The following is an 18,852-nucleotide window of genomic DNA, read 5'->3' on the forward strand; positions in this document are numbered from 1 at the left end:
AGCGATATAGGGACGAAGGCTAGTCGAGTTCCATGCCCGCGTTGAGGTGAAGTGAGTTTGTGTGCCGTCATGATATTCCGTAGCAATTGGCCTCAGGCACGCAGCCGGAGCACCGGTGGGCGCAGGAGCCAGTGCGTACAGCATCTTCGCGACGGTGATGGGGTCGGCGTGGCCGGCTCGAACGAAAGAAACTGATTGTTATGCGCGCGGGTGAATTGAAGTCGCTTAGGGTTGCGGTGCTTGGCATGTCGCTGGCGGTTGGCGCAACTGCGGCCGGGCCAGCACGGGCTTTCGATCCCGGAGCCGGCGTGACCAAGGAGTCAGGCCCCTTCGCGCTCTTCAAGTTCGGTTTTTCCGCCTATAAGAGCGGCCGGAAAGACGAAGCGGTAGAGGCCTACCGGTATGCGGCCGAAAAGGGGCACACGGGCTCTCGCTGGGCGCTCGCCAATATGTACGCCTATGGCGATGGGGTCGCGGAGAACGATCTCGAAGCGTTCAAGATCTACAGCGAAATCGCACAACAGGGCGTCGAGCCCGGCTCGGAAGATACGGGCTACTTCGTCAATGCGTTGATTTCGCTTGCCGGCTACTACCGGCGCGGCATTCCCGATACCCCGGTAAGGTCCGACCTGTCACAGGCCAGGCAGTTGTATTTCCAGGCGGCCTCCACTTTCGGCGTGGCGGAAGCGCAATTTCAGCTCGCGCGCATGCTGCTTTCGGGCGAGGGCGGAAGCGTCAATGTCCAGCAGGCCAAGAAATGGCTGAACCGGGCGCGCAAGAATGGTCATGCCGGCGCCATGGGCGTTTTCGGCAACGTCATTTTCCAGGAAGGTCAGACTGCTCGCGGCCTCGCATACATGACGGCGGCGCTCGGCCAATGTTCCCCCAAGGACCGGCCCTGGCTCCAGGCCATGCAGGAACAAGCGTTCTCGCTCGCCACCGAAGACGACCGCCGGGTAGCGATAACGATGTCCCAGAACATGCATCTGCAGAACGACGACGATTGAGGTCCCGTGCGGCCTGACCCGAGGATGGCGACCTTAGGGCAGGGAAGGTCGGCTCGCCTCAGGCTGTCTCGAACGCGAATTCAGCCGTTACCGGCACATGGTCGGACGGCTTTTCCCAGGCCCGGACGTGCTTTTCGATAGAGGTCGACACGAGCTTGTCTGCCGCCTCCGGCGACAGCATCAGGTGATCGATGCGGATGCCGAAATTCTTCTGCCAGCAGCCGGCCTGATAATCCCAGAATGAATAGAGCGGCGCCTCGTCGGAGGTCGCGCGCACCGCGTCGGTGAAGCCAAGGTTGCGCAGCCGCCGAAAGGCGGCACGTGTCTCCGGCAGGTAGAGAGCGTCGTTCCGCCAGACCTTTACGTCCCAGCAGTCGTGCGCCTCCGGAATGACGTTGTAGTCGCCGGCCAGGATGAGCGGTTCCTCGAGGACGAGCCTCTGTTCCGCAAAGGCGGCCAGGCGCCGCATCCATGCGAGCTTGTAGGGGTACTTTTCCGTCTCTACCGGATTTCCGTTGGGCAGATAGAGGCAGCAGACCCGAAGGGCTCCGCCATTGACGGAGAACACGCCTTCGATGAAGCGCGACTGTTCGTCGGCGGGGTCTCCCGGCAATCCGCGATTGATCTCGTCCGGTCTCACCTTGGAGAGCAGGGCGACGCCATTGAAGCCTTTCTGTCCATGCGTCTCCACATGGTAGCCGAGCGCCTCGATCTCGCCTCTCGGAAATGTTTCGTCGACGGATTTGATCTCCTGCAGACAGGCGATGTCGGGGTTCGATTCCCTGAGCCAGCCAACGAGGCCGTCGAGACGCGCTTTGACGCCATTGATGTTCCATGTGGCAATCTTCATTGGGCAGCCTTGCATCTCACGAGATTTGAGTCCGTTCGGTCGGTTCGTTCTAGCCGCTGGAAATTCTTTTGACAAATCCGGGATCCGCCACATGGGTCCGGATCAGGCGGCCGCCGTTCCGGCGCATCTTCCGCTTCTTCCCCGCGCTAGATTTCACCCTTAAGTAGCCGAATTGATTCCGCACCGCGTCCGTCTATAGTCCCGCGCATGATCGTGTTCATAGAGAGTTACTGGCCGCATTTTCTGGCGCTGCTTTCGGTCGTCCTCGGCGTCCCGGCAATCATCCATGCGGCGATGACGAAAGACGATGTGCGGGCGGCCGCCGGCTGGGTCGGGGTTGTGCTGCTCTCACCGGTCATCGGTGCGGTCATCTACGCGGTTGCCGGCATCAATCGGATGCGCCGCTCGTCTATCGGCTTGCAGCGCTCGCTGCTGCGCTCGACCGAGCGGGACCCTTTCGGGCGCTTCGATGTCACGCATGATCAGGTGGTGGCCCGTTTCGGGCAGCGTTTCGCGGCAATGAAGATGCTTGGAGACCGCGTTGCGCGCTTCACGATGTCGGCGGGAAACCACATCACCATGCTCGAGGGCGGCGACGCGGTCTATGCGGCGATGCTCGACGAGATCTCCTCCGCCCGTCGCAGCATTCTCATCGAGAGCTATATTTTCGACCGCGATCCCATCGGCATGCGTTTCGCCGATGCCCTGATCGCCGCAGTGAAACGCGGCGTCGCCGTGCGCGTCCTGATCGATGCCGTGGGTGCGCGCTATTCGGTGCCGTCCATTGTGGGCTATCTGAAGGAAGGAGGCGTGCCGACCGCCGTCTTCAACGGCAATATCATCATGGGCCTGAGGCTGCCCTATGCCAATCTCAGGACACACCGCAAGATCATGGTTGTCGACGGCGCGGTCGCTTTCGCCGGCGGCATGAACATCCGCGCGGGCTTTGCCGCTGAAATCGCAGGCAAGGCTGCTTCTTTCGACACGCATTTCCGCGTGACCGGACCCGTTGTCGCCGATATCTTTCAGGTTGCCGCGGAAGACTGGCAGTTTTCGAGCAAGGAGGTACTGGCAGGCGACGGCTGGCGGCTCGCCGACCTTCCGGCGGAGCCGGACGGGCGATCGGTGCTGATGCGGGCCGTTCCCTCAGGTCCTGACAATACCAACGAGACGAATCACAAGATGCTTATGGGCGCCTTTTCGATGGCGCGAAAACATATCCGGTTGATGTCGCCCTATTTCCTGCCCGACAAGGAATTGGTCAGCGCGCTCGTGACGGCGGCGAGGAAGGGCGTCGAAGTCGACATCGTCGTGCCCTCCGTCAACAATCTGACACTCGTCGACCGCGCTATGACGGCACAGTTCGACCAGGTGCTGAAAGGTCATTGCCGCGTCTGGCGGGCAAAGGGCGCCTTCAACCATTCCAAGCTGATGGTCATCGACGATCGCTGGGCCTATGTCGGTTCGACCAATCTCGATCCCCGCTCCCTGCGCCTCAATTTCGAGTTCGACCTCGAAATACTCGACGAATCCTTCGCACGCGCAATCGGCGAAAAGGTCTGTGCCATACGCGCGGCCGCGGATGAAGTGACCCTTGCAGGGCTCCGCGCGCAGCCGCTCGTAAACCGTCTGGCAAACCGATTGCTCTGGCTCGGATCGCCCTACCTTTAGCTGTGGCGTTATGCAGCGCGAGGCGTCAGATCGAAAAGCTTGTTCCGCATCCGCAGCTTGCGACGGCGTTCGGATTGTTGATCTGGAAGGACTGCCCGAGGAGGTTGTCGACGAAATCGATCTCCGAGCCGCCCATATAGACCAGCGACAGGCTGTCGATCAGGACCTTGGCGTTGTCCTTTTCGAGGATGAGATCGTCGGCATTTGCCGCGTCCACCAAATCGAACTTGTAGGAGAAGCCCGAGCACCCGCCGCCTTCGACGGAGACGCGCATCGCGCTCTTGTCCTTCTCCGCCTGGAGAATGGCGGCAATGCGTCTGGCCGCCGCATCCGAAAGCGTAACTGTTTCCTGCATCTTATTTGCCTCCTGCCGGGGTCAAGAACCGGAGAGATTCGTCTTCGCTCTGACGCTATAATCGCATGCCATGACAGGCGATCTTCAGGCTTGCCGCAAGCCGCTGTTCCGCCCCGAGGGGACGGAGTCGCCGGCCGGCGTCGCTTTCCTGTAGCGCTTTCTATAGGTATGAAGGCTTGAATGTCCCGTCAATGGGATGACGCGCGCAGGTGTGAAATGACAGTCGACAGGCAGGCCCTTGGTTTCGGTTACGGTGAACACGCAGCTTATGCATCGAACCCCTGGGCTTCCCGCGGCAGACTTTACCCCGAGGCATCGAGCCCGACCCGTTCCGATTTCCAGCGCGACCGCGACCGCATCGTTCATACCACGGCCTTCCGGCGGCTGAAGCACAAGACGCAGGTCTTCATTGCCGCCGACGGAGACCACTACCGCACGCGGCTCACGCATACGATCGAAGTCGCCCAGATCGCTCGCGCTCTCGCCAGGGCGCTGAAACTGGACGAGGATCTCGCCGAGGGTGTGGCGCTCGTCCACGATTTCGGCCATACGCCGTTCGGGCACACCGGCGAGGACGCACTGCACGAGGTGCTGGAGCCCTATGGCGGCTTCGATCACAACGCCCAGTCGCTGCGCATCGTCACCAAGCTGGAGCGGCGCTATGCGGAGTTCGACGGCCTCAATCTCACCTGGGAGAGTCTCGAAGGGCTCGTCAAACACAACGGCCCGCTGATGACGGCCGACGGGCAGGGCCTCCGCGGCCCGGTTCCGCAGCCGATTCTCGATTACTGCGCGCTTCACGACCTCGAGCTTGCGAGCTTTGCGAGCCTCGAGGCGCAGGTGGCGGCAATTGCCGACGATATCGCCTATAATACCCACGATATCGACGACGGTCTGCGTGCCGGCTATCTCACTTTCGAAATGCTGGAAGAGATACCGTTTCTCGCCCGGTTGATGCGCGAGGTCCACGACCGATATCCGGGCCTTGAAAGCAGCCGGTTCACGCATGAGATCATGCGGCGGCAGATCACCGCCATGGTGGAGGACGTCATCGCCGTGGCGCAGAAAAGGCTTGGTGAAGTCCGGCCGGAAAGCGCGAAAGACGTGCGATGCGCGGGCAGGGTCATGGCCACCTTCTCGGATGAGATGAGCGAGACGGACCGCCAGATCAAGAATTTGCTGATGACGCGCATCTATCGGCATCCGGAGGTGATGCGGGTACGGCAGGGAGCGGCATCGATCGTAACGGACCTCTACCGGGCCTTCATGGACGATCCGTCGCTGATGAAGGAGCATTACTGGATCGACCAGATCGCCGGTATGGCGGAGCCGGCCCGGGCGCGTCACGTCGGGGATTATCTCGCCGGTATGACCGATACTTTCGCGATAAGCGTGCATAGGCGCTTGTTTGACCATACGCCCGATTTGCGCTAGTGACGCCCCCGCGTGGAGGCTGCAGGTTCTCGATGGACCCGGCCTCCTTTGAATTTGCGCCATTCTCCAGTGTGGCTGGAAAAAGCGGACGGATTAGATGAACCTTTTCACAGACTTCGAAGCAAGAATTAACAGAATTCTGGAATCGATCGAGATTATTCGTGAAAAGCGATCCGAGCTGGACTTCGGGCGCATCAATGTAGAGCCGCCGCGTGATGCAAGTCACGGCGATGTGGCGACCAATGCCGCAATGGTGCTCGCCAAGCCCCTGGGCATGAACCCGCGCGCGCTTGCGGACCTTATCGTCGACAAGCTCGGGCAGGATCCGGAGGTTGCCGGCGTCTCCGTTGCCGGTCCCGGTTTCATCAATGTCCGCCTGTCGGTTTCCTATTGGCAGAAGCTTCTGGCAGCCATCACCCGTGCCGGCGTCGATTACGGACGCAGCACGTTCGGCGCCGGCCGCAAGATCAACGTGGAATATGTCTCGGCCAATCCGACGGGTCCGATGCATGTCGGCCATTGCCGCGGTGCGGTCGTCGGTGACGCGCTCGCCAACCTGCTGGCCTTTGCGGGCTATGACGTGACCAAGGAATACTACATCAACGACGCGGGTTCGCAGATCGAGGTGCTCGCCCGCTCGGCATTCCTGCGCTACCGTCAGGCGCTCGGCGAGGATATCGCCGAAATCCCGGCGGGACTCTACCCCGGTGACTATCTCGTGCCGGTGGGCGAGGCGCTCGCGGACGAGTACGGCACGAGCCTCAGGATCATGCCGGAGGACAAATGGGTGCCGCTCGTCAAGGAGCGCGTCATCGACGCGATGATGGCGATGATCCGTGAGGATCTGGCGGCACTCAACGTCAACCATGACGTGTTCTTTTCCGAGCGGGCCCTGCACGACAACGGTGCAGCGCGGATCCGCACAGCCATCAACGATTTGACCTTCAAGGGTCACGTCTACAAGGGCACGCTGCCGCCGCCGAAGGGGCAGCTGCCGGAAGAATGGGAGGACAGGGAGCAGACGCTCTTCCGCTCGACCGAGGTCGGCGACGACATCGATCGCCCGCTGATCAAGTCCGATGGCAGCTATACTTACTTCGCGGCCGATGTTGCTTACTTCAAGGACAAGTTCGATCGTGGTTTCCACGAGATGATCTATGTCCTCGGCGCCGACCATGGCGGCTACGTGAAGCGGCTGGAAGCGCTTGCGCGCGCGATCTCCGGCGGAACGGCGAAGCTGACGGTGCTGCTCTGCCAGCTCGTGAAGCTCTATCGCAACGGCGAGCCCGTGAAGATGTCCAAGCGCTCGGGCGATTTCGTGACGCTGCGCGACGTCGTCGACGAAGTCGGGCGCGATCCCGTGCGGTTCATGATGCTCTACCGCAAGAGCTCCGAGCCGCTCGACTTCGACTTCGCAAAGGTGACGGAACAGTCGAAGGACAACCCGGTCTTCTACGTTCAATACGCCCATGCGCGCTGCCGTTCCGTTTTCCGCCAGGCTGCGGAAGCATTCCCGGATCTTGATCTGTCCTCAGTCGATTTCGCGGCCGCGGCCGGCGCGATCGTCGATCCCACCGAAATGCAGCTCGTCGCCAAGCTTGCAGAATATCCCCGTGTGGTGGAGGCGGCAGCACTCTCGCACGAGCCTCACCGGATCGCTTTTTACCTGTATGATCTTGCCGCGGTCTTCCACGGACACTGGAACAAAGGTAAGGAAAACCCGGAATTACGTTTTGTTAACGATAAGAATAGAGAATTAAGCATTGCCAGACTCGGGCTGGTGCATGCTGTCGCCTCGGTATTGAAGTCAGGCCTGTCGATCACAGGCACTTCTGCACCGGATGAGATGCGGTAAGTCGTGTCACCAATTCCCCACAATGCACTGGCAATTCAACGCAGGCAGTTGTGAGTGGAGAGTATGGCAGACAAACAATTCGCACGAAGCGGGCCGGCAGAATTCGAACCATTGGCCGATGATGATCCGTTGAGCGAACTTGCCCGCATTGTCGGTTACGATGCTCGGCCAGCCGTTCAGCAACTGCAGGAACTTCAGCGCCATCAGGAGGCGATGCGGCGCGAGCCGGCCTTCGATCTCGAGGAGGAGCTCCTCCGCGCCTTCGATAGCTACGATACGCCCCATGCGGCGCCTGTTCGGCCCGATAGCGGCCTTGTCGAACATCCGTCTGCCGCAGTGCCGACCGATGGCCCGCACTCTGTCTTCGACGAGCAGGCTGCTCAGAATGCAGTCGTCGCCGATATCGCTCCGGCCCCCGAGGAGGTCGCCGAGGCCGCCGCGTTGCCTTCGATCGAGACCCCGGTGGAATGGACGTCGAATGGCGATTTGGCTGCGGTCGCGGCGCCGCATGACGAACCGGCCGTGGACCTGGAGCGCGAGCTCGAATTGTCGCTTGGCTACGATGCGTCGCCGGATGCGACCGACGCTGCCCAGCCGGGTTCCGTACCTGCCGACGTAAGCGATGTTCCTATCTTCTCCGACTGGCAGGAGCCGCTTTCCGCCAAGCTGGCCGTAGCCGGCAAACTCGCCGAGCAGGCCGGGCTTGCAGAGCCCGTCTATGTCGACATGGCCGGCGATCTCGCCGGTGCGGTCGAGAGCGACGAGCTGGCGGACATTGCCGTCGCACCCCCGGAAATGCCGTCGCAACCGTCAGCTTCCACTGACGCCGACCGGCTCCTGACCGACGTCGAGCGTTTTCCGGTGCCTGCCGCCGCAGAGGCCGCTGCGCCGGCCGTGGCCGAAACTCAGGATCGGCCCGCTTTGGCGGCGGTGAAGAAGAACAACTATCCCTTTACTCCGACGTTCAGCCGCGCGACTCCGGTAGCGTCGTCAGGCGGCGTTTCGCAGCAGCGGGCTTTTGCCACACCGACCGTCGAGACGGCTGTCGCAAGCGCGGCTGCCACAAGCCCGGCGGTCGTCGCGCAGAGCGTGTCGCCTGAACGTGCGCCCGAGATGCGTGCGGAAGCAGCGCCTCAGATCCCCGAAAACAGGATGCCGGAAGCGGAAGTCGAGCCGAGCTTCGACATCGAGGACTTCGAACTCGAATTGGCCGACATAGCGCTCGACCTCGATCTTGCGGACAGCCCGGTTGCCGAGGCGCCGGCGAGCGTTGTCGCTACGCAAGCCGCCGTAGCGCACCCGGCGCTCGTGGAAACGCCTGCGCAGCCGTATCTGCAGGCTATGGCCGCGCCACGCGAGCCGGAGACATTCGTCCATCAAGCGCCGGTATCGGCGCGGGACATGTCTGTGCCGGTGGAGCCCGAAAAGCCATCCGCCGACGTAGCCTTGCCTTTCGACCCGGCGATGATCGGCGAGACCGAAAGCGGCGTCGCACCGATCGGCGAACTGGACGTTCCACAACTCCCTCCGGTCGAGACCGAGGAAAAGGCAGCGGCTTATCCGGCCGATTACGATCTGGATATCGACGCCGAGATGGCGCAGCTGTTCAGCGCGCCGACGCCTGCTGCCAAGAACGGCGCAGACCTCGAGCCCGTGTCTGTATCGGCGGACAAGGCGGGTCCTGCACTCGCACCGGCCGATGATTTCGACGAGTTCGAGAAGGCGATGGAGGAAGACTTCCAGCGCTCGATGGCGGAGCGCCGGAGCGCAACGCAGGAAGCCGAGCGCGTGACGGCGATGCCCCATGCTCGGGCCGAGGAATATCGTGAAGAGGGTTATGGCCGGCGGTCTCAGCGCTCGATGCTGCTGGCCGCCAGCGTTGCCGGGATCATCATCGTCGGCGGCGCCGCCGTCTACGCTTGGATGGGCGGCAGCAACGCGGTGCTTTCCGGCGATGGTCCGAAGATCATCCTGGCGGACAAGGCGCCGGTGAAGGTCGTACCCGAGGAGAAGGGCGGCAAGACTGTGCCGAACCAGGACAAGGCGGTTTACGACCGCGTTGCCGGCGTCTCGGGCAAGGCGCCGCTCCAGCAGAGCCTGGTCTCCTCGACGGAGGAGCCGATGGACGTGGTGCAGCGGACGCTGACGCCGGAGACTTTGCCGCTCGAGGGACGTGGAGACGTCGAGATGTTGCCGGGTGCTTCGCCCGCCGACGACGACGAGGTCGCCCGCTTGCTGCCGGGGGCTGATGCCGGCAATGCGACTGATGAAGAGGAAGCGGTTCCCGCCGTTGCACCGCGCAAGGTCCGCACCATGATCGTCAAGCCGGACGGTACGCTTGTCCCCCGTGAGGAACCGGCTCCGCAACCGGAAAGCGCGGCGGTAGCAGCCGGCGGTGCGGCGCCGATCCCGGCCCGTGCGTCCGGTGAAGCGGTTGCCGCCGGTTCACAAGCCGAAGCAACCGCTGCCGCGCCACCGGATCAGCTCGCTGCAGCGTCCGAAGGAGTCACTCCCGTTCGAAGCGTAAAGACGACCGCGCTGCCGCAGGCACGCCCGGCCGCTCAGCCGGAGGCGGCTGCTCCCGCCGCGGCCCCCGCGGAAAGCCAGCCGGCAACCGAAACGGCAGCCGCACCGCTGGCGACGGCTTCGGTTCCCGCCGGCAGCTACGTGATCCAGATTGCCTCTCTGCCTTCGGAGGCCGAGGCGCAGAAGAGCTACAACAATCTCTCCTCGAAGTTCGCGAGCGTGATCGGCGGTCGCGGGGTGGACATCCGCAAGGCAGAGATTGCCGGCAAGGGCACGTATTACCGGGTCAGGATCCCCGTCGGTTCGCGCGAGGAGGCCAATTCGCTTTGCTCTCGCTACAAAAGCGCCGGCGGAAGCTGCCTGGTAACGAAATAAACACGGCAAAGTCCGAAACAAGAACGGGCGCGGCAGGGATGCCGCGCCCGTTTTCGTTGTGCAAAGGGCTGGAGCGGGAAGTGAGCGGAAACCGCACACACTTTTCCCGCTCCGGGAAACATGCAGTATGCTTTTCGGCATGAGCGAATCAAAAGCATTCATATCCGGCTGCAAGGGCCTCACGCTGACGCAGGAAGAACGCGACTTCTTTGCGGGCGAGCGCCCATGGGGCTTCATTCTCTTCGGACGCAATATCGGCGAGGAAGAGCAGATCCGCGACCTGGTGGCGAGCCTGCGTGAGAGCATCGGCAGCCCCCAGGCCCCGGTATTGATCGATCAGGAGGGCGGTCGCGTTCAGCGCATACGCCCGCCGCTCGTGCAGCAATATCCGAACGGCGCGGCGATCGGCGAAATCTATCGGCGGGACAGGGAACTCGGCCTGCGTGCCGCATGGCTCATGGGGCGCCTGCATGCCTTCGACCTGATGCGCTTCGGCATTACGGTCGATTGCCTGCCGGTACTCGATGTGCCGGTACCCGGCAGCCATGACGTGATCGGCAATCGTGCCTACGGGCATGACCCGGCGACGGTAACCGCGATCGGTCGCGCGATGAGCGAAGGTTTGAAGGCGGGCGGCATGCTGCCGGTGATGAAGCACATGCCCGGTCACGGCCGGACCTTCGTCGACTCGCATCACAACCTGCCGGTCGTCAGCGCCGGTCTCGATGAGTTGAAGAGCAGCGATTTTCTGCCCTTCGCGGCAATGAAGGACGAAGCGATGGCCATGTCGGCGCACATGGTCTTCACTGCTATCGACCCGGACAACCCGGCGACGACCTCTGCGAAAGTCGTGCGCGAGATCATCCGGGGCCACATCGGCTTCGACGGTCTGCTGATGTCCGATGACGTCTCCATGAATGCGCTTGCCGGCGACATGACGGCACGTGCCGGCGGAATAATCGCCGCCGGTCTTGATCTCGTCTTGCATTGTCACGGCATTATGGAAGAAATGAAGGCCGTGGCAGATGTCGTTCCGGTTCTCTCCGGGGAGAGGCTCCGCCGGGCGAGGGCTGCCGAGGCCGCTTTCCGGGAACCGGACGACGCAGTCGAAGCTGCACTGCGCGCGGAGTTCAACGCAATGTTTGCGCTCGCCTAGGCTCTTGAGCCTGGCGGGCGGGTCCGTTGCTGAAAGGGCAGGGTCGTGAGCAAATCGGACGAAAGGCAGGAAATGCCTTCCGCGAAGGCGCCGATGGAGCCTTTGTGGCAGGACGAGTCTGCCCTTCGCGGATTGCACGAGGACGAGCTCGTCGTCGACATCGCCGGCTTCGAAGGTCCGCTGGACCTCCTGCTGCACCTTGCGCGCAGCCAGCGCGTCGATCTTTCCCGCATTTCGGTGCTGGCGCTCGCGGAACAATATATCGCCTTCGTCGAGCGGGCACGGTCTATCCGTATCGAGCTTGCAGCCGACTATCTCGTCATGGCGGCGTGGCTTGCCTATCTCAAGTCGCGCCTGCTCATCCCTCAGCCGGCAAAGGATGAAGGCCCATCGGGCGAGGAGATGGCCTCGGCGCTTGCATTCCGCCTGAAACGTCTGGAGGCGATGCGCGACGCCGCGATGAAGCTCGTGAACAGGAACCGCCTCGGCCGGGACATCTTCGTGCGCGGTGCGCCCGAGCACATCGTCACGGAGAGGAAGTCCGATTATGACGCCTCGCTCTACGACCTGCTGACAGCTTATGCGACGCTCAGGCAGCGTCAGGCGATAACCCAGGTGACGATCGAGAAGCGGCATGTCTGGTCGCTCGGCGATGCGCGTTTGATCCTGGCGAGAATGGTCGGCAGCCTTGACGACTGGACGGCGCTCGACCATTTCCTGATCCGCTACATGACAAGCCCGAAGGAGCGCGCGACGGCGATTGCGAGCTCCTTTGCGGCGTCACTCGAAATGGTGCGCGAAGGGCGGTTGGAAATCCGTCAGGAAGGGGCCTTCACGCCGATCTATCTGCGGCGCGGGCCAAATCCGTTCGATGCGGCAACCTTGGCGGAGATGGAGGCGGCGCGTGGCTGAAGCCCAGAAATTCCTGCCCGGTGACGAGGATTACGAGGAAGAATTTTCTTTCGATCCGAGGCTCGAGCAGGAAGCCGAGCGGATCGCCGAGGCCCTCGTATTTGCCTCCGCCCAACCGGTTTCAGAAGCCTATATCGCCGGGCGCCTGCCGCGCGGTGTGGACGTCGGAAGCGTGATGGCGAGGCTCAAGAACCGTTATGCGGGCAGCGGCGTCAACCTTGTTCAGGTCGCCGACCATTGGGCCTTCCGCACTGCCGCGGATCTGTCCTTCGTCGTCAATACGGACGAGCAGGAGGTCCGCAAACTGTCGCGCGCGGCGCTGGAGGTGCTGGCGATCATCGCCTATCACCAGCCGGTGACACGGGCAGAGATCGAGGATATCCGCGGCGTCCAGACTTCGAAGGGTACCCTCGACGTGCTCATGGAGGCAGGATGGGTGCGGTTCCGCGGTCGCAGGCGCACGCCCGGGCGTCCGGTGACGTTCGGCACGACGAGAGACTTCCTCGATCATTTCGGCCTCGAAGAGATCCGCGATCTTCCCGGCATCGAGGAACTGAAGGGGGCCGGCCTGCTGTCCGGGCGTGTCCCTTCCAATCTGAACATTCCGGTTCCGATCGGCGACGATGAGTTTGCCGAAAACGAGGATCCCATCACCCAGATGGACCTCGAAGAACTGGGCCTCTTGACACCGAAGCCTGAAGAAGACGATTAAAAATCCTGAGTATGGATATCGGCTTTAGGTATAGAGCGGGATCTTCGGGTCGAGGAATGCAAGCATGGTTTCAGATGCGCGTAACGGCGCCGTCACGATGACGAGGCGCTCGGGTGTGTCGTTCGCAGCGAACCTGGCATTCGAGAACATCAGCCATCGTTACCATTCCAAGGATACGATCAAGGGCGTAACGCTCAAGGCCGAAGCCGGCGAAGTGCTCTGCCTGCTCGGACCGTCCGGCTCCGGCAAGACAACGCTGTTGCGCATCGCCGCGGGCATCGAGAAGCAGACGGGCGGGCGCCTTCTGCTGAATGGACAGGAAATATCCGGCCCTTCCATCTTCGTTCCGCCCGAGCAACGCGGCGTCGGCCTGATGTTCCAGGACTTCGCCCTTTTCCCTCATATGACCATCCGTGAGAACGTCTGTTTCGGCTTGACCGAATTGCCGAAGAAGAAGGCATTGCTGCAGGCCGATGCCGCGCTGGAGCGGGTCGGCCTTCTGCATTATGCCGAGCGGTATCCGCATGTGCTCTCCGGCGGCGAACAGCAGCGCGTGGCGCTGGCCCGTGCACTTGCGCCGCGGCCGGCGGTGCTGCTGATGGACGAGCCTTTTTCCGGCCTCGATTCCCGCCTGAAGGATTCCATCCGCGCCGACACGCTGGCCATACTGCGCGAGACGCGCGCGACCGCCATCGTCGTAACGCACGACGCCGAGGAGGCGATGCGTATGGCTGACCGGATCGCCCTCCTGAAGGACGGCCGCCTGGTGCAGGTCGGCACGGCGGACGAGCTCTATCGCCGGCCCTGCGATCTCTTCACTGCCGGCTTCTTCTCCGAAATAAACGTCTTCGATGCGCGCGTGCGGGACGGCCACGTCGAAACGCCGCTGGGGGTTGTGGCAACCGGGCAATATACGGAGGGGCAGCCACTGAGCGTAGCCGTGCGTCTTTCCGGCATCCGGCTCGACGAGACCGGTGGAGAAATTCCGGCGCGCATCGTGTCCCGGCGCTTCCTGGGCGTCGTGGAGCTTTTGGAACTCGCCGTGCCGCAGTCCGAACGCACGGTCCGCGCCCGCATCCGCGCCGATTTGCTGCCGCAAGGATTGCGTGACGTCACGCTTTCCGTTAACGAGCGCGACATATTGGTGTTTGAAAAAGACGCATCAACACCTTAGGGTCCGCCAAGAGGAGGCGTCCCCTGAGGGGTGCGCCTGAAAAATGACAACGTGCTGGGCTCTAATCTGTTTAGGGTCTCGAGGGAGTAAGTGGATGGGTTCCTTTAGTATCTGGCATTGGTTGATCGTTCTGGCGGTGGTTCTGCTGCTGTTCGGCCGCGGCAAGATCCCCGAGTTGATGGGCGACGTTGCCAAAGGCATCAAGAACTTCAAGAAGGGCATGGGCGACGACGAGGTCGCTTCGGCCGACAAATCGATCGACGGCAAGACCGTCGACCACAAATCTGACGAAGTCCGCTGACGGTCGGAAGCTGACGGGGCTGGGTGCGACAGGCACCCGGTAGCCCGCATCACGGGTTTTTAGGGCGCGTCGGATGCTTGATATCGGCTGGACCGAGCTTGTTGTTATCGCAATCGTCTTGATCATCGTCGTCGGTCCGAAGGACCTGCCGCCGATGCTGCGCGCGTTTGGACGGATGACGTCCAAGATGCGCGGAATGGCGTCCGATTTTCGGCGGCAGTTCGACGAGGCGCTGCGCGAAGCCGATCTCGACGACGTGCGCAAGACGATCAGCGATGCGCAAAGTCTCAATCCGACCGCGGCATTGCGGGATGCGATGAACCCGCTGCGGCAGCTCGGAAACGAGATCAAATCCGATCTGCAAAAGGCGACCACGCCCGACAGACCGCCAGCCTCCGCAACGCCCGAACCACTGGTCGAACCGGTCCATACCGACGCCGTCGGCGAAACGGCGGCAAAAGCCACGGAAAAGGTGGCGGCGGCAGCGGTGAGCTCGGCATCGAGGCAGATGGACCGTGCCGCCGACGTGCCGAAGGCGAGCGAAGCGCCCAAGCCCAGAGCGCAGTCGAAGAAGCCAGGCACTTCCGTCACGAAGAAGGCCGCGGGCGAAACGGCGCCGAAGAAGTCGCCGGCGCGCAAGGCGCCGGGCGAAGCGCCGGCTGCGAACAAGTCGAAGACGCGCGCGGCTTCGCGCAAGAAAGGTGATGCATGAGCCGCGATATCGAGGACCGGCCGCAGCCGCTTATCGAGCATCTGATCGAACTGCGCACGCGGTTGATGTGGGCGGTGGGCGCATTCTTCGTGGCGTTCCTCGTCTGCTTCTATTTTGCCAAGCAGCTGTTCAACCTCCTTGTTCTGCCGTTCAAGTGGGCCGTGAGCTGGGCCGGGCTCAGCCACCGCAACGTCGAGCTCATCTACACGGCGCCGCAGGAGTTCTTCTTCACGCAGATCAAAGTCGCGATGTTCGGTGCGCTGGTGATCGCATTTCCGGTCATCGCGTCGCAGGTCTACAGGTTCGTTGCACCCGGCCTTTACAAGAACGAACGCGCTGCCTTCCTGCCGTTCCTCGTCGCTTCGCCACTCCTGTTCCTGCTTGGCGGCGCGCTGGTCTATTTCTTCTTCACGCCGATGGTCATGTGGTTCTTCCTCGCCATGGAACAGGGCGGCGGCGAAGGGCAGGTCGCCATCCAGCTCCTGCCGAAGGTGTCCGAATATCTCAGCCTCATCATGTCTCTGGTCTTCGCCTTCGGTCTGGTGTTCCAGTTGCCGGTCATTACGACGCTCCTCGCGCGTGTCGGCTTCGTCACCTCCCAGGGGCTCGCCGAAAAGCGCAAATACGCGATCGTGATCGCCTTCGTGGTCGCAGCGGTTCTGACGCCGCCGGATCCGGTTTCCCAGATCGGCCTTGCGCTGCCAGCCATCCTTCTCTACGAAATTTCAATCTACACGGCGCGAATCGTCGAAAGGCGAAGGGCTGCCGAGGCCCTCGAGCGCGAGGCTGCCTCCGAGCAGGAAAGTTCGTCCGAGACGGCTGACCCCGCCAAGGGCTGACCGCGGAGTTCTTGCGCCGTTACTGCAGCGCCCGCGCTTTTCGGACGCGCGAGGGGCGCTGTGGCATTCTGAATCGCTGCAGGATTTCGTCGTCAACGGCTCCGATGTCATGCAGCAACCAACGCGTGGAACGACTATGCTCGATATCAAATGGATCCGTGAGAATGCAGACGCGCTCGATGAAGCCCTGGCGAAACGGGGTGCGGAGCCATTGTCGGCGTCCCTGATCGCACTTGACGAACGCCGCCGCGCAGTCCTCCAGTCGTTGCAGGACATGCAGTCGCGGCGCAATGCTGCGTCGAAGGAGATCGGCGCGGCGATGGCCCAGAAGAACAGCGAGCTGGCCGACAGGCTCAAGGCCGAAGTCGCCGACCTCAAGAATGCGTTGCCGGCGGCCGAAGAGGAAAGCCGCCGGATCGAGGCCGAGCTCTCGGATGCGCTGTCGCGCATCCCCAACACGCCGCTCGCCGACGTGCCCGTCGGTGCGGACGAAAGCGCGAATGTCGTGACCCGAGTCGTCGGCGCCAAGCCCGGCTGGAACCACAAGCCTCTCGAGCATTTCGAGATTGGCGAGGCGCTGGGACTGATGGACTTCGAAGGAGCGGCCCGGATTGCCGGCTCGCGCTTCACCATCCTGAAGGGCCAGCTTGCGCGCCTCGAGCGGGCACTCGGCCAGTTCATGCTCGATCTGCACACCGGGGAGCATGGCTACATCGAGGTTCAGCCTCCTTTGCTCGTCCGCGACGATGCGATGTACGGCACCGGACAGTTGCCGAAATTCTCCGACGATCTCTTCCGTACGACCGACGGGCGCTGGCTGATCCCGACCGCGGAAGTGCCGCTGACGAACATGGTGCGGGAGCAGATTCTCGACGGTGAAAAACTACCGTTGCGCTTCACTGCGCTGACCCCGTGCTTCCGCTCCGAGGCCGGTTCCGCAGGTCGTGACACCCGCGGCATGTTGCGCCAGCATCAGTTCAACAAGGTCGAACTGGTGTCGATCACCGACGCCGAAAGTTCGATCGACGAGCACGAGCGGATGACCGCTTGTGCCGAGGAGGTGCTGAAGCGCCTCGGCCTGCACTACCGCGTCATGACGCTCTGCACCGGCGATATGGGGTTCGGCGCGCGCAAGACCTATGATCTCGAGGTCTGGCTGCCGGGCCAGGACGCCTATCGCGAAATTTCCTCCTGCTCCGTCTGCGGCGATTTCCAGGCCCGCCGGATGAACGCACGTTACCGCGGGAAAGAAGAGAAGGGGACGAAGTTCGTCCACACGCTCAACGGATCCGGCGTCGCCCTCGGCCGGGCGCTGATTGCCGTGATCGAGAATTACCTGAATGATGACGGCTCGATCACGGTGCCGGACGTCCTTGTGCCCTATATGGGCGGCCTGCGGCGGATCGAGAAATCGGCCTAAGCACGAAGAAGCGGAAGAAGACCGGCAATGCGCATCCTGCTGACGAATGACGATGGCATTCACGCCGAGGGCCTCTCCGTGCTGGAACGGATCGCCCGGACGATATCGGACGACGTTTGGGTGGTGGCGCCGGAAGTGGACCAGAGCGGGCTTGCTCATTCTCTGACCCTTTCGGAGCCGCTGCGTCTGCGCCCAGTTTCCGAACGGCGGTTCGCGCTCCGGGGCACGCCGACCGATTGCGTGATCATGGCGGTCAAGAAGATCCTTGATCGCAAGCCCGACCTCGTCCTTTCCGGCGTCAATGTCGGCGCCAATCTTGCGGACGATGTCACCTATTCCGGAACGGTGGCCGGCGCCATCGAGGGAACGCTGCAGGGCATTCGTTCGATCGCGCTCAGCCAGGCCTATCAACATGCCGTCGGCCGCGACGTTCCCTGGGATGTAGCAGAGACGCACGCACCGGCGCTCATCCGCACATTGATGGGTGTCGACTTGCCGGACGGAACGCTCATCAACCTGAACTTTCCGAACTGCGCCGTCGATGCCGTTGCGGGCGTTGAAGTCACGTCGCAGGGCAAGCTCGAATTCGGTCTCAGCATCGACGAGCGGACGGACGGACGCGGCTTTCCCTATTTCTGGCTCCGTTTCGGCGAGCGTGCCGGCGATTTCCGTTCAGGCACCGACATCAGGGCTCTCCGCGACAACAGGATTTCGGTAACCCCGCTTAAACTGGACATGACCGATCATGCCGCTCAGGAACGCATCGCGCGGGCATTGCGGGAAGGAACTGTCGCTTGAACGGACGAATTTCGCAGCAGGAGGGGTTTGCAGCGATGGCGCTGCGGCTTCGCTCGGGCGGCATCGTCAATCATGAACTGCTGAAGGCTGTGGAGCAGACGCCGCGGACGCTCTTCGCTCCGCCGCAATACCAGGACGAGGTCTACTCCAAACGGCTGATCCCGCTCGATTGCGGCTCCTTCATGGAGGGCTGCGACATGGCCGTCCGGCTCCTGCATTGTCTCAATCTCAAGCCTGGCCAGCGCATACTCGAGGTCGGAACCGGCAGCGGCTTTACCGCGGCCGTGATGGGGCGGATCGCCGAACGCGTGCTGACGATCGAGCGGTATCAGACACTCGTCGCATCGGCGCAGAAAAACCTGGAGAAGGCGGGCCTGCGCAACGTCGTCGTGCGCCAGGCCGATGGCAGCGCAGGAGTGCCGGGTGAGGGCACCTTCGACCGGATCCTCATAACCGCCGCGTTCAACAGCCTTCCCCGGACGTTCTCCGATCATCTCGTCTCCGGCGGCACCCTGCTGGTGCCGATCATGATGAGCGAAACGCATTGCCGCATCGTTCGCGTCAACCGCACCGGTAGCCGCTTCGACCGGGAAGATCTGTTCGACGCGCCTTACCTCCCGATCGTCCCACAGGTAGCGTCGTTCCTTTAAAGCGGGATGAGTGCGTTAAGACAATTTTAACCCGCTCCAGCCCCGCGCAAGCTTCCCGCTTTAGGTACCCGACCTGAAATCATCGTGATCAGAGCCGGGGCAGCA

Annotated in this window: 17 protein-coding genes; 15 read left to right on the forward strand and 2 right to left on the reverse strand. The window is 62.6% G+C overall.

Annotated elements, in window-relative coordinates; genetic code table 11:
* Positions 1-200: 200 nt before the first annotated feature.
* The gene (gene exoR, locus PZL22_RS08375; protein WP_003534542.1) at positions 201-1,007 is read left to right on the forward strand and encodes a two-component system ChvIG regulator ExoR; all 807 of its coding nucleotides are present in this window, start codon (positions 201-203) and stop codon (positions 1,005-1,007) included.
* Positions 1,008-1,065: 58 nt separating this feature from the next.
* Here exoR and xth read toward each other — a convergent pair whose 3' ends face one another.
* Complete coding sequence (xth, locus tag PZL22_RS08380) at positions 1,066-1,857, reverse strand: exodeoxyribonuclease III (protein WP_003534544.1); 792 nt, start codon at positions 1,855-1,857, stop codon at positions 1,066-1,068.
* A 207-nt stretch (positions 1,858-2,064) separates the two neighbouring features.
* Between xth and PZL22_RS08385 the strand changes: the two genes are divergently transcribed.
* Positions 2,065-3,528, forward strand: coding sequence for a phospholipase D-like domain-containing protein (locus tag PZL22_RS08385; protein WP_003534546.1), 1,464 nt, complete (start codon positions 2,065-2,067; stop codon positions 3,526-3,528).
* 25 nt (positions 3,529-3,553) lie between these two features.
* On the opposite strand, the gene erpA is transcribed toward PZL22_RS08385, so the two are convergent.
* Positions 3,554-3,883: an iron-sulfur cluster insertion protein ErpA gene (gene erpA, locus PZL22_RS08390; protein ID WP_003534548.1), complete on the reverse strand. Its 330-nt coding sequence runs from the start codon at positions 3,881-3,883 to the stop codon at positions 3,554-3,556.
* A gap of 216 nt (positions 3,884-4,099) precedes the next feature.
* Here erpA and PZL22_RS08395 point away from each other — a divergent pair, with 216 nt between their 5' ends.
* The 13 genes from PZL22_RS08395 to PZL22_RS08455 all read left to right on the forward strand — a co-directional run bounded on the left by PZL22_RS08395 (position 4,100) and on the right by PZL22_RS08455 (position 18,747).
* Complete coding sequence (locus tag PZL22_RS08395) at positions 4,100-5,317, forward strand: deoxyguanosinetriphosphate triphosphohydrolase (RefSeq protein WP_003534550.1); 1,218 nt, start codon at positions 4,100-4,102, stop codon at positions 5,315-5,317.
* Between the two features lie 97 nt (positions 5,318-5,414).
* Positions 5,415-7,172: an arginine--tRNA ligase gene (gene argS / locus PZL22_RS08400; RefSeq protein WP_003534552.1), complete on the forward strand. Its 1,758-nt coding sequence runs from the start codon at positions 5,415-5,417 to the stop codon at positions 7,170-7,172.
* 63 nt (positions 7,173-7,235) lie between these two features.
* The gene (locus PZL22_RS08405) at positions 7,236-10,073 is read left to right on the forward strand and encodes an SPOR domain-containing protein (protein WP_003534554.1); all 2,838 of its coding nucleotides are present in this window, start codon (positions 7,236-7,238) and stop codon (positions 10,071-10,073) included.
* A 139-nt stretch (positions 10,074-10,212) separates the two neighbouring features.
* Positions 10,213-11,229, forward strand: a complete 1,017-nt coding sequence (gene nagZ / locus PZL22_RS08410) for a beta-N-acetylhexosaminidase (RefSeq protein WP_033049162.1) — start codon at positions 10,213-10,215, stop codon at positions 11,227-11,229.
* 72 nt (positions 11,230-11,301) lie between these two features.
* The gene (locus PZL22_RS08415) at positions 11,302-12,141 is read left to right on the forward strand and encodes a segregation and condensation protein A (RefSeq protein ID WP_013844333.1); all 840 of its coding nucleotides are present in this window, start codon (positions 11,302-11,304) and stop codon (positions 12,139-12,141) included.
* Positions 12,134-12,853 (forward strand): SMC-Scp complex subunit ScpB, encoded by a 720-nt coding sequence (gene scpB, locus PZL22_RS08420; RefSeq protein ID WP_003534560.1) that lies wholly within the window; start codon positions 12,134-12,136, stop codon positions 12,851-12,853. The genes PZL22_RS08415 and scpB overlap by 8 nt, the downstream gene beginning before the upstream one ends.
* A 64-nt stretch (positions 12,854-12,917) precedes the next feature.
* On the forward strand, positions 12,918-14,027 hold the full coding sequence (locus PZL22_RS08425) for an ABC transporter ATP-binding protein (RefSeq protein ID WP_003534562.1): 1,110 nt from the start codon (positions 12,918-12,920) through the stop codon (positions 14,025-14,027).
* A 94-nt stretch (positions 14,028-14,121) separates the two neighbouring features.
* Entirely contained in the window at positions 14,122-14,328 is a 207-nt protein-coding gene (locus PZL22_RS08430) for a twin-arginine translocase TatA/TatE family subunit (RefSeq protein ID WP_003534564.1), read from the forward strand.
* Positions 14,329-14,401: 73 nt separating this feature from the next.
* Positions 14,402-15,040 carry a Sec-independent protein translocase protein TatB gene (tatB, locus tag PZL22_RS08435; protein WP_003534566.1) on the forward strand — a complete coding sequence of 213 codons (639 nt, stop codon included), beginning with the start codon at positions 14,402-14,404 and terminating at the stop codon, positions 15,038-15,040.
* Complete coding sequence (gene tatC, locus PZL22_RS08440) at positions 15,037-15,879, forward strand: twin-arginine translocase subunit TatC (protein WP_003534569.1); 843 nt, start codon at positions 15,037-15,039, stop codon at positions 15,877-15,879. Before tatB ends, tatC begins: the two co-directional genes overlap by 4 nt.
* 136 nt (positions 15,880-16,015) lie before the next feature.
* Positions 16,016-17,299, forward strand: coding sequence for a serine--tRNA ligase (serS, locus tag PZL22_RS08445; RefSeq protein ID WP_003534571.1), 1,284 nt, complete (start codon positions 16,016-16,018; stop codon positions 17,297-17,299).
* Positions 17,300-17,326: 27 nt separating this feature from the next.
* The gene (gene surE, locus PZL22_RS08450) at positions 17,327-18,097 is read left to right on the forward strand and encodes a 5'/3'-nucleotidase SurE (protein ID WP_003534572.1); all 771 of its coding nucleotides are present in this window, start codon (positions 17,327-17,329) and stop codon (positions 18,095-18,097) included.
* Positions 18,094-18,747: a protein-L-isoaspartate(D-aspartate) O-methyltransferase gene (locus PZL22_RS08455; protein WP_003534574.1), complete on the forward strand. Its 654-nt coding sequence runs from the start codon at positions 18,094-18,096 to the stop codon at positions 18,745-18,747. The genes surE and PZL22_RS08455 overlap by 4 nt, the downstream gene beginning before the upstream one ends.
* Positions 18,748-18,852: the final 105 nt, after the last annotated feature.

Origin of the sequence: Ensifer meliloti (assembly GCF_030064585.1) — a bacterium.
Classification (GTDB): domain Bacteria; phylum Pseudomonadota; class Alphaproteobacteria; order Rhizobiales; family Rhizobiaceae; genus Sinorhizobium; species Sinorhizobium meliloti.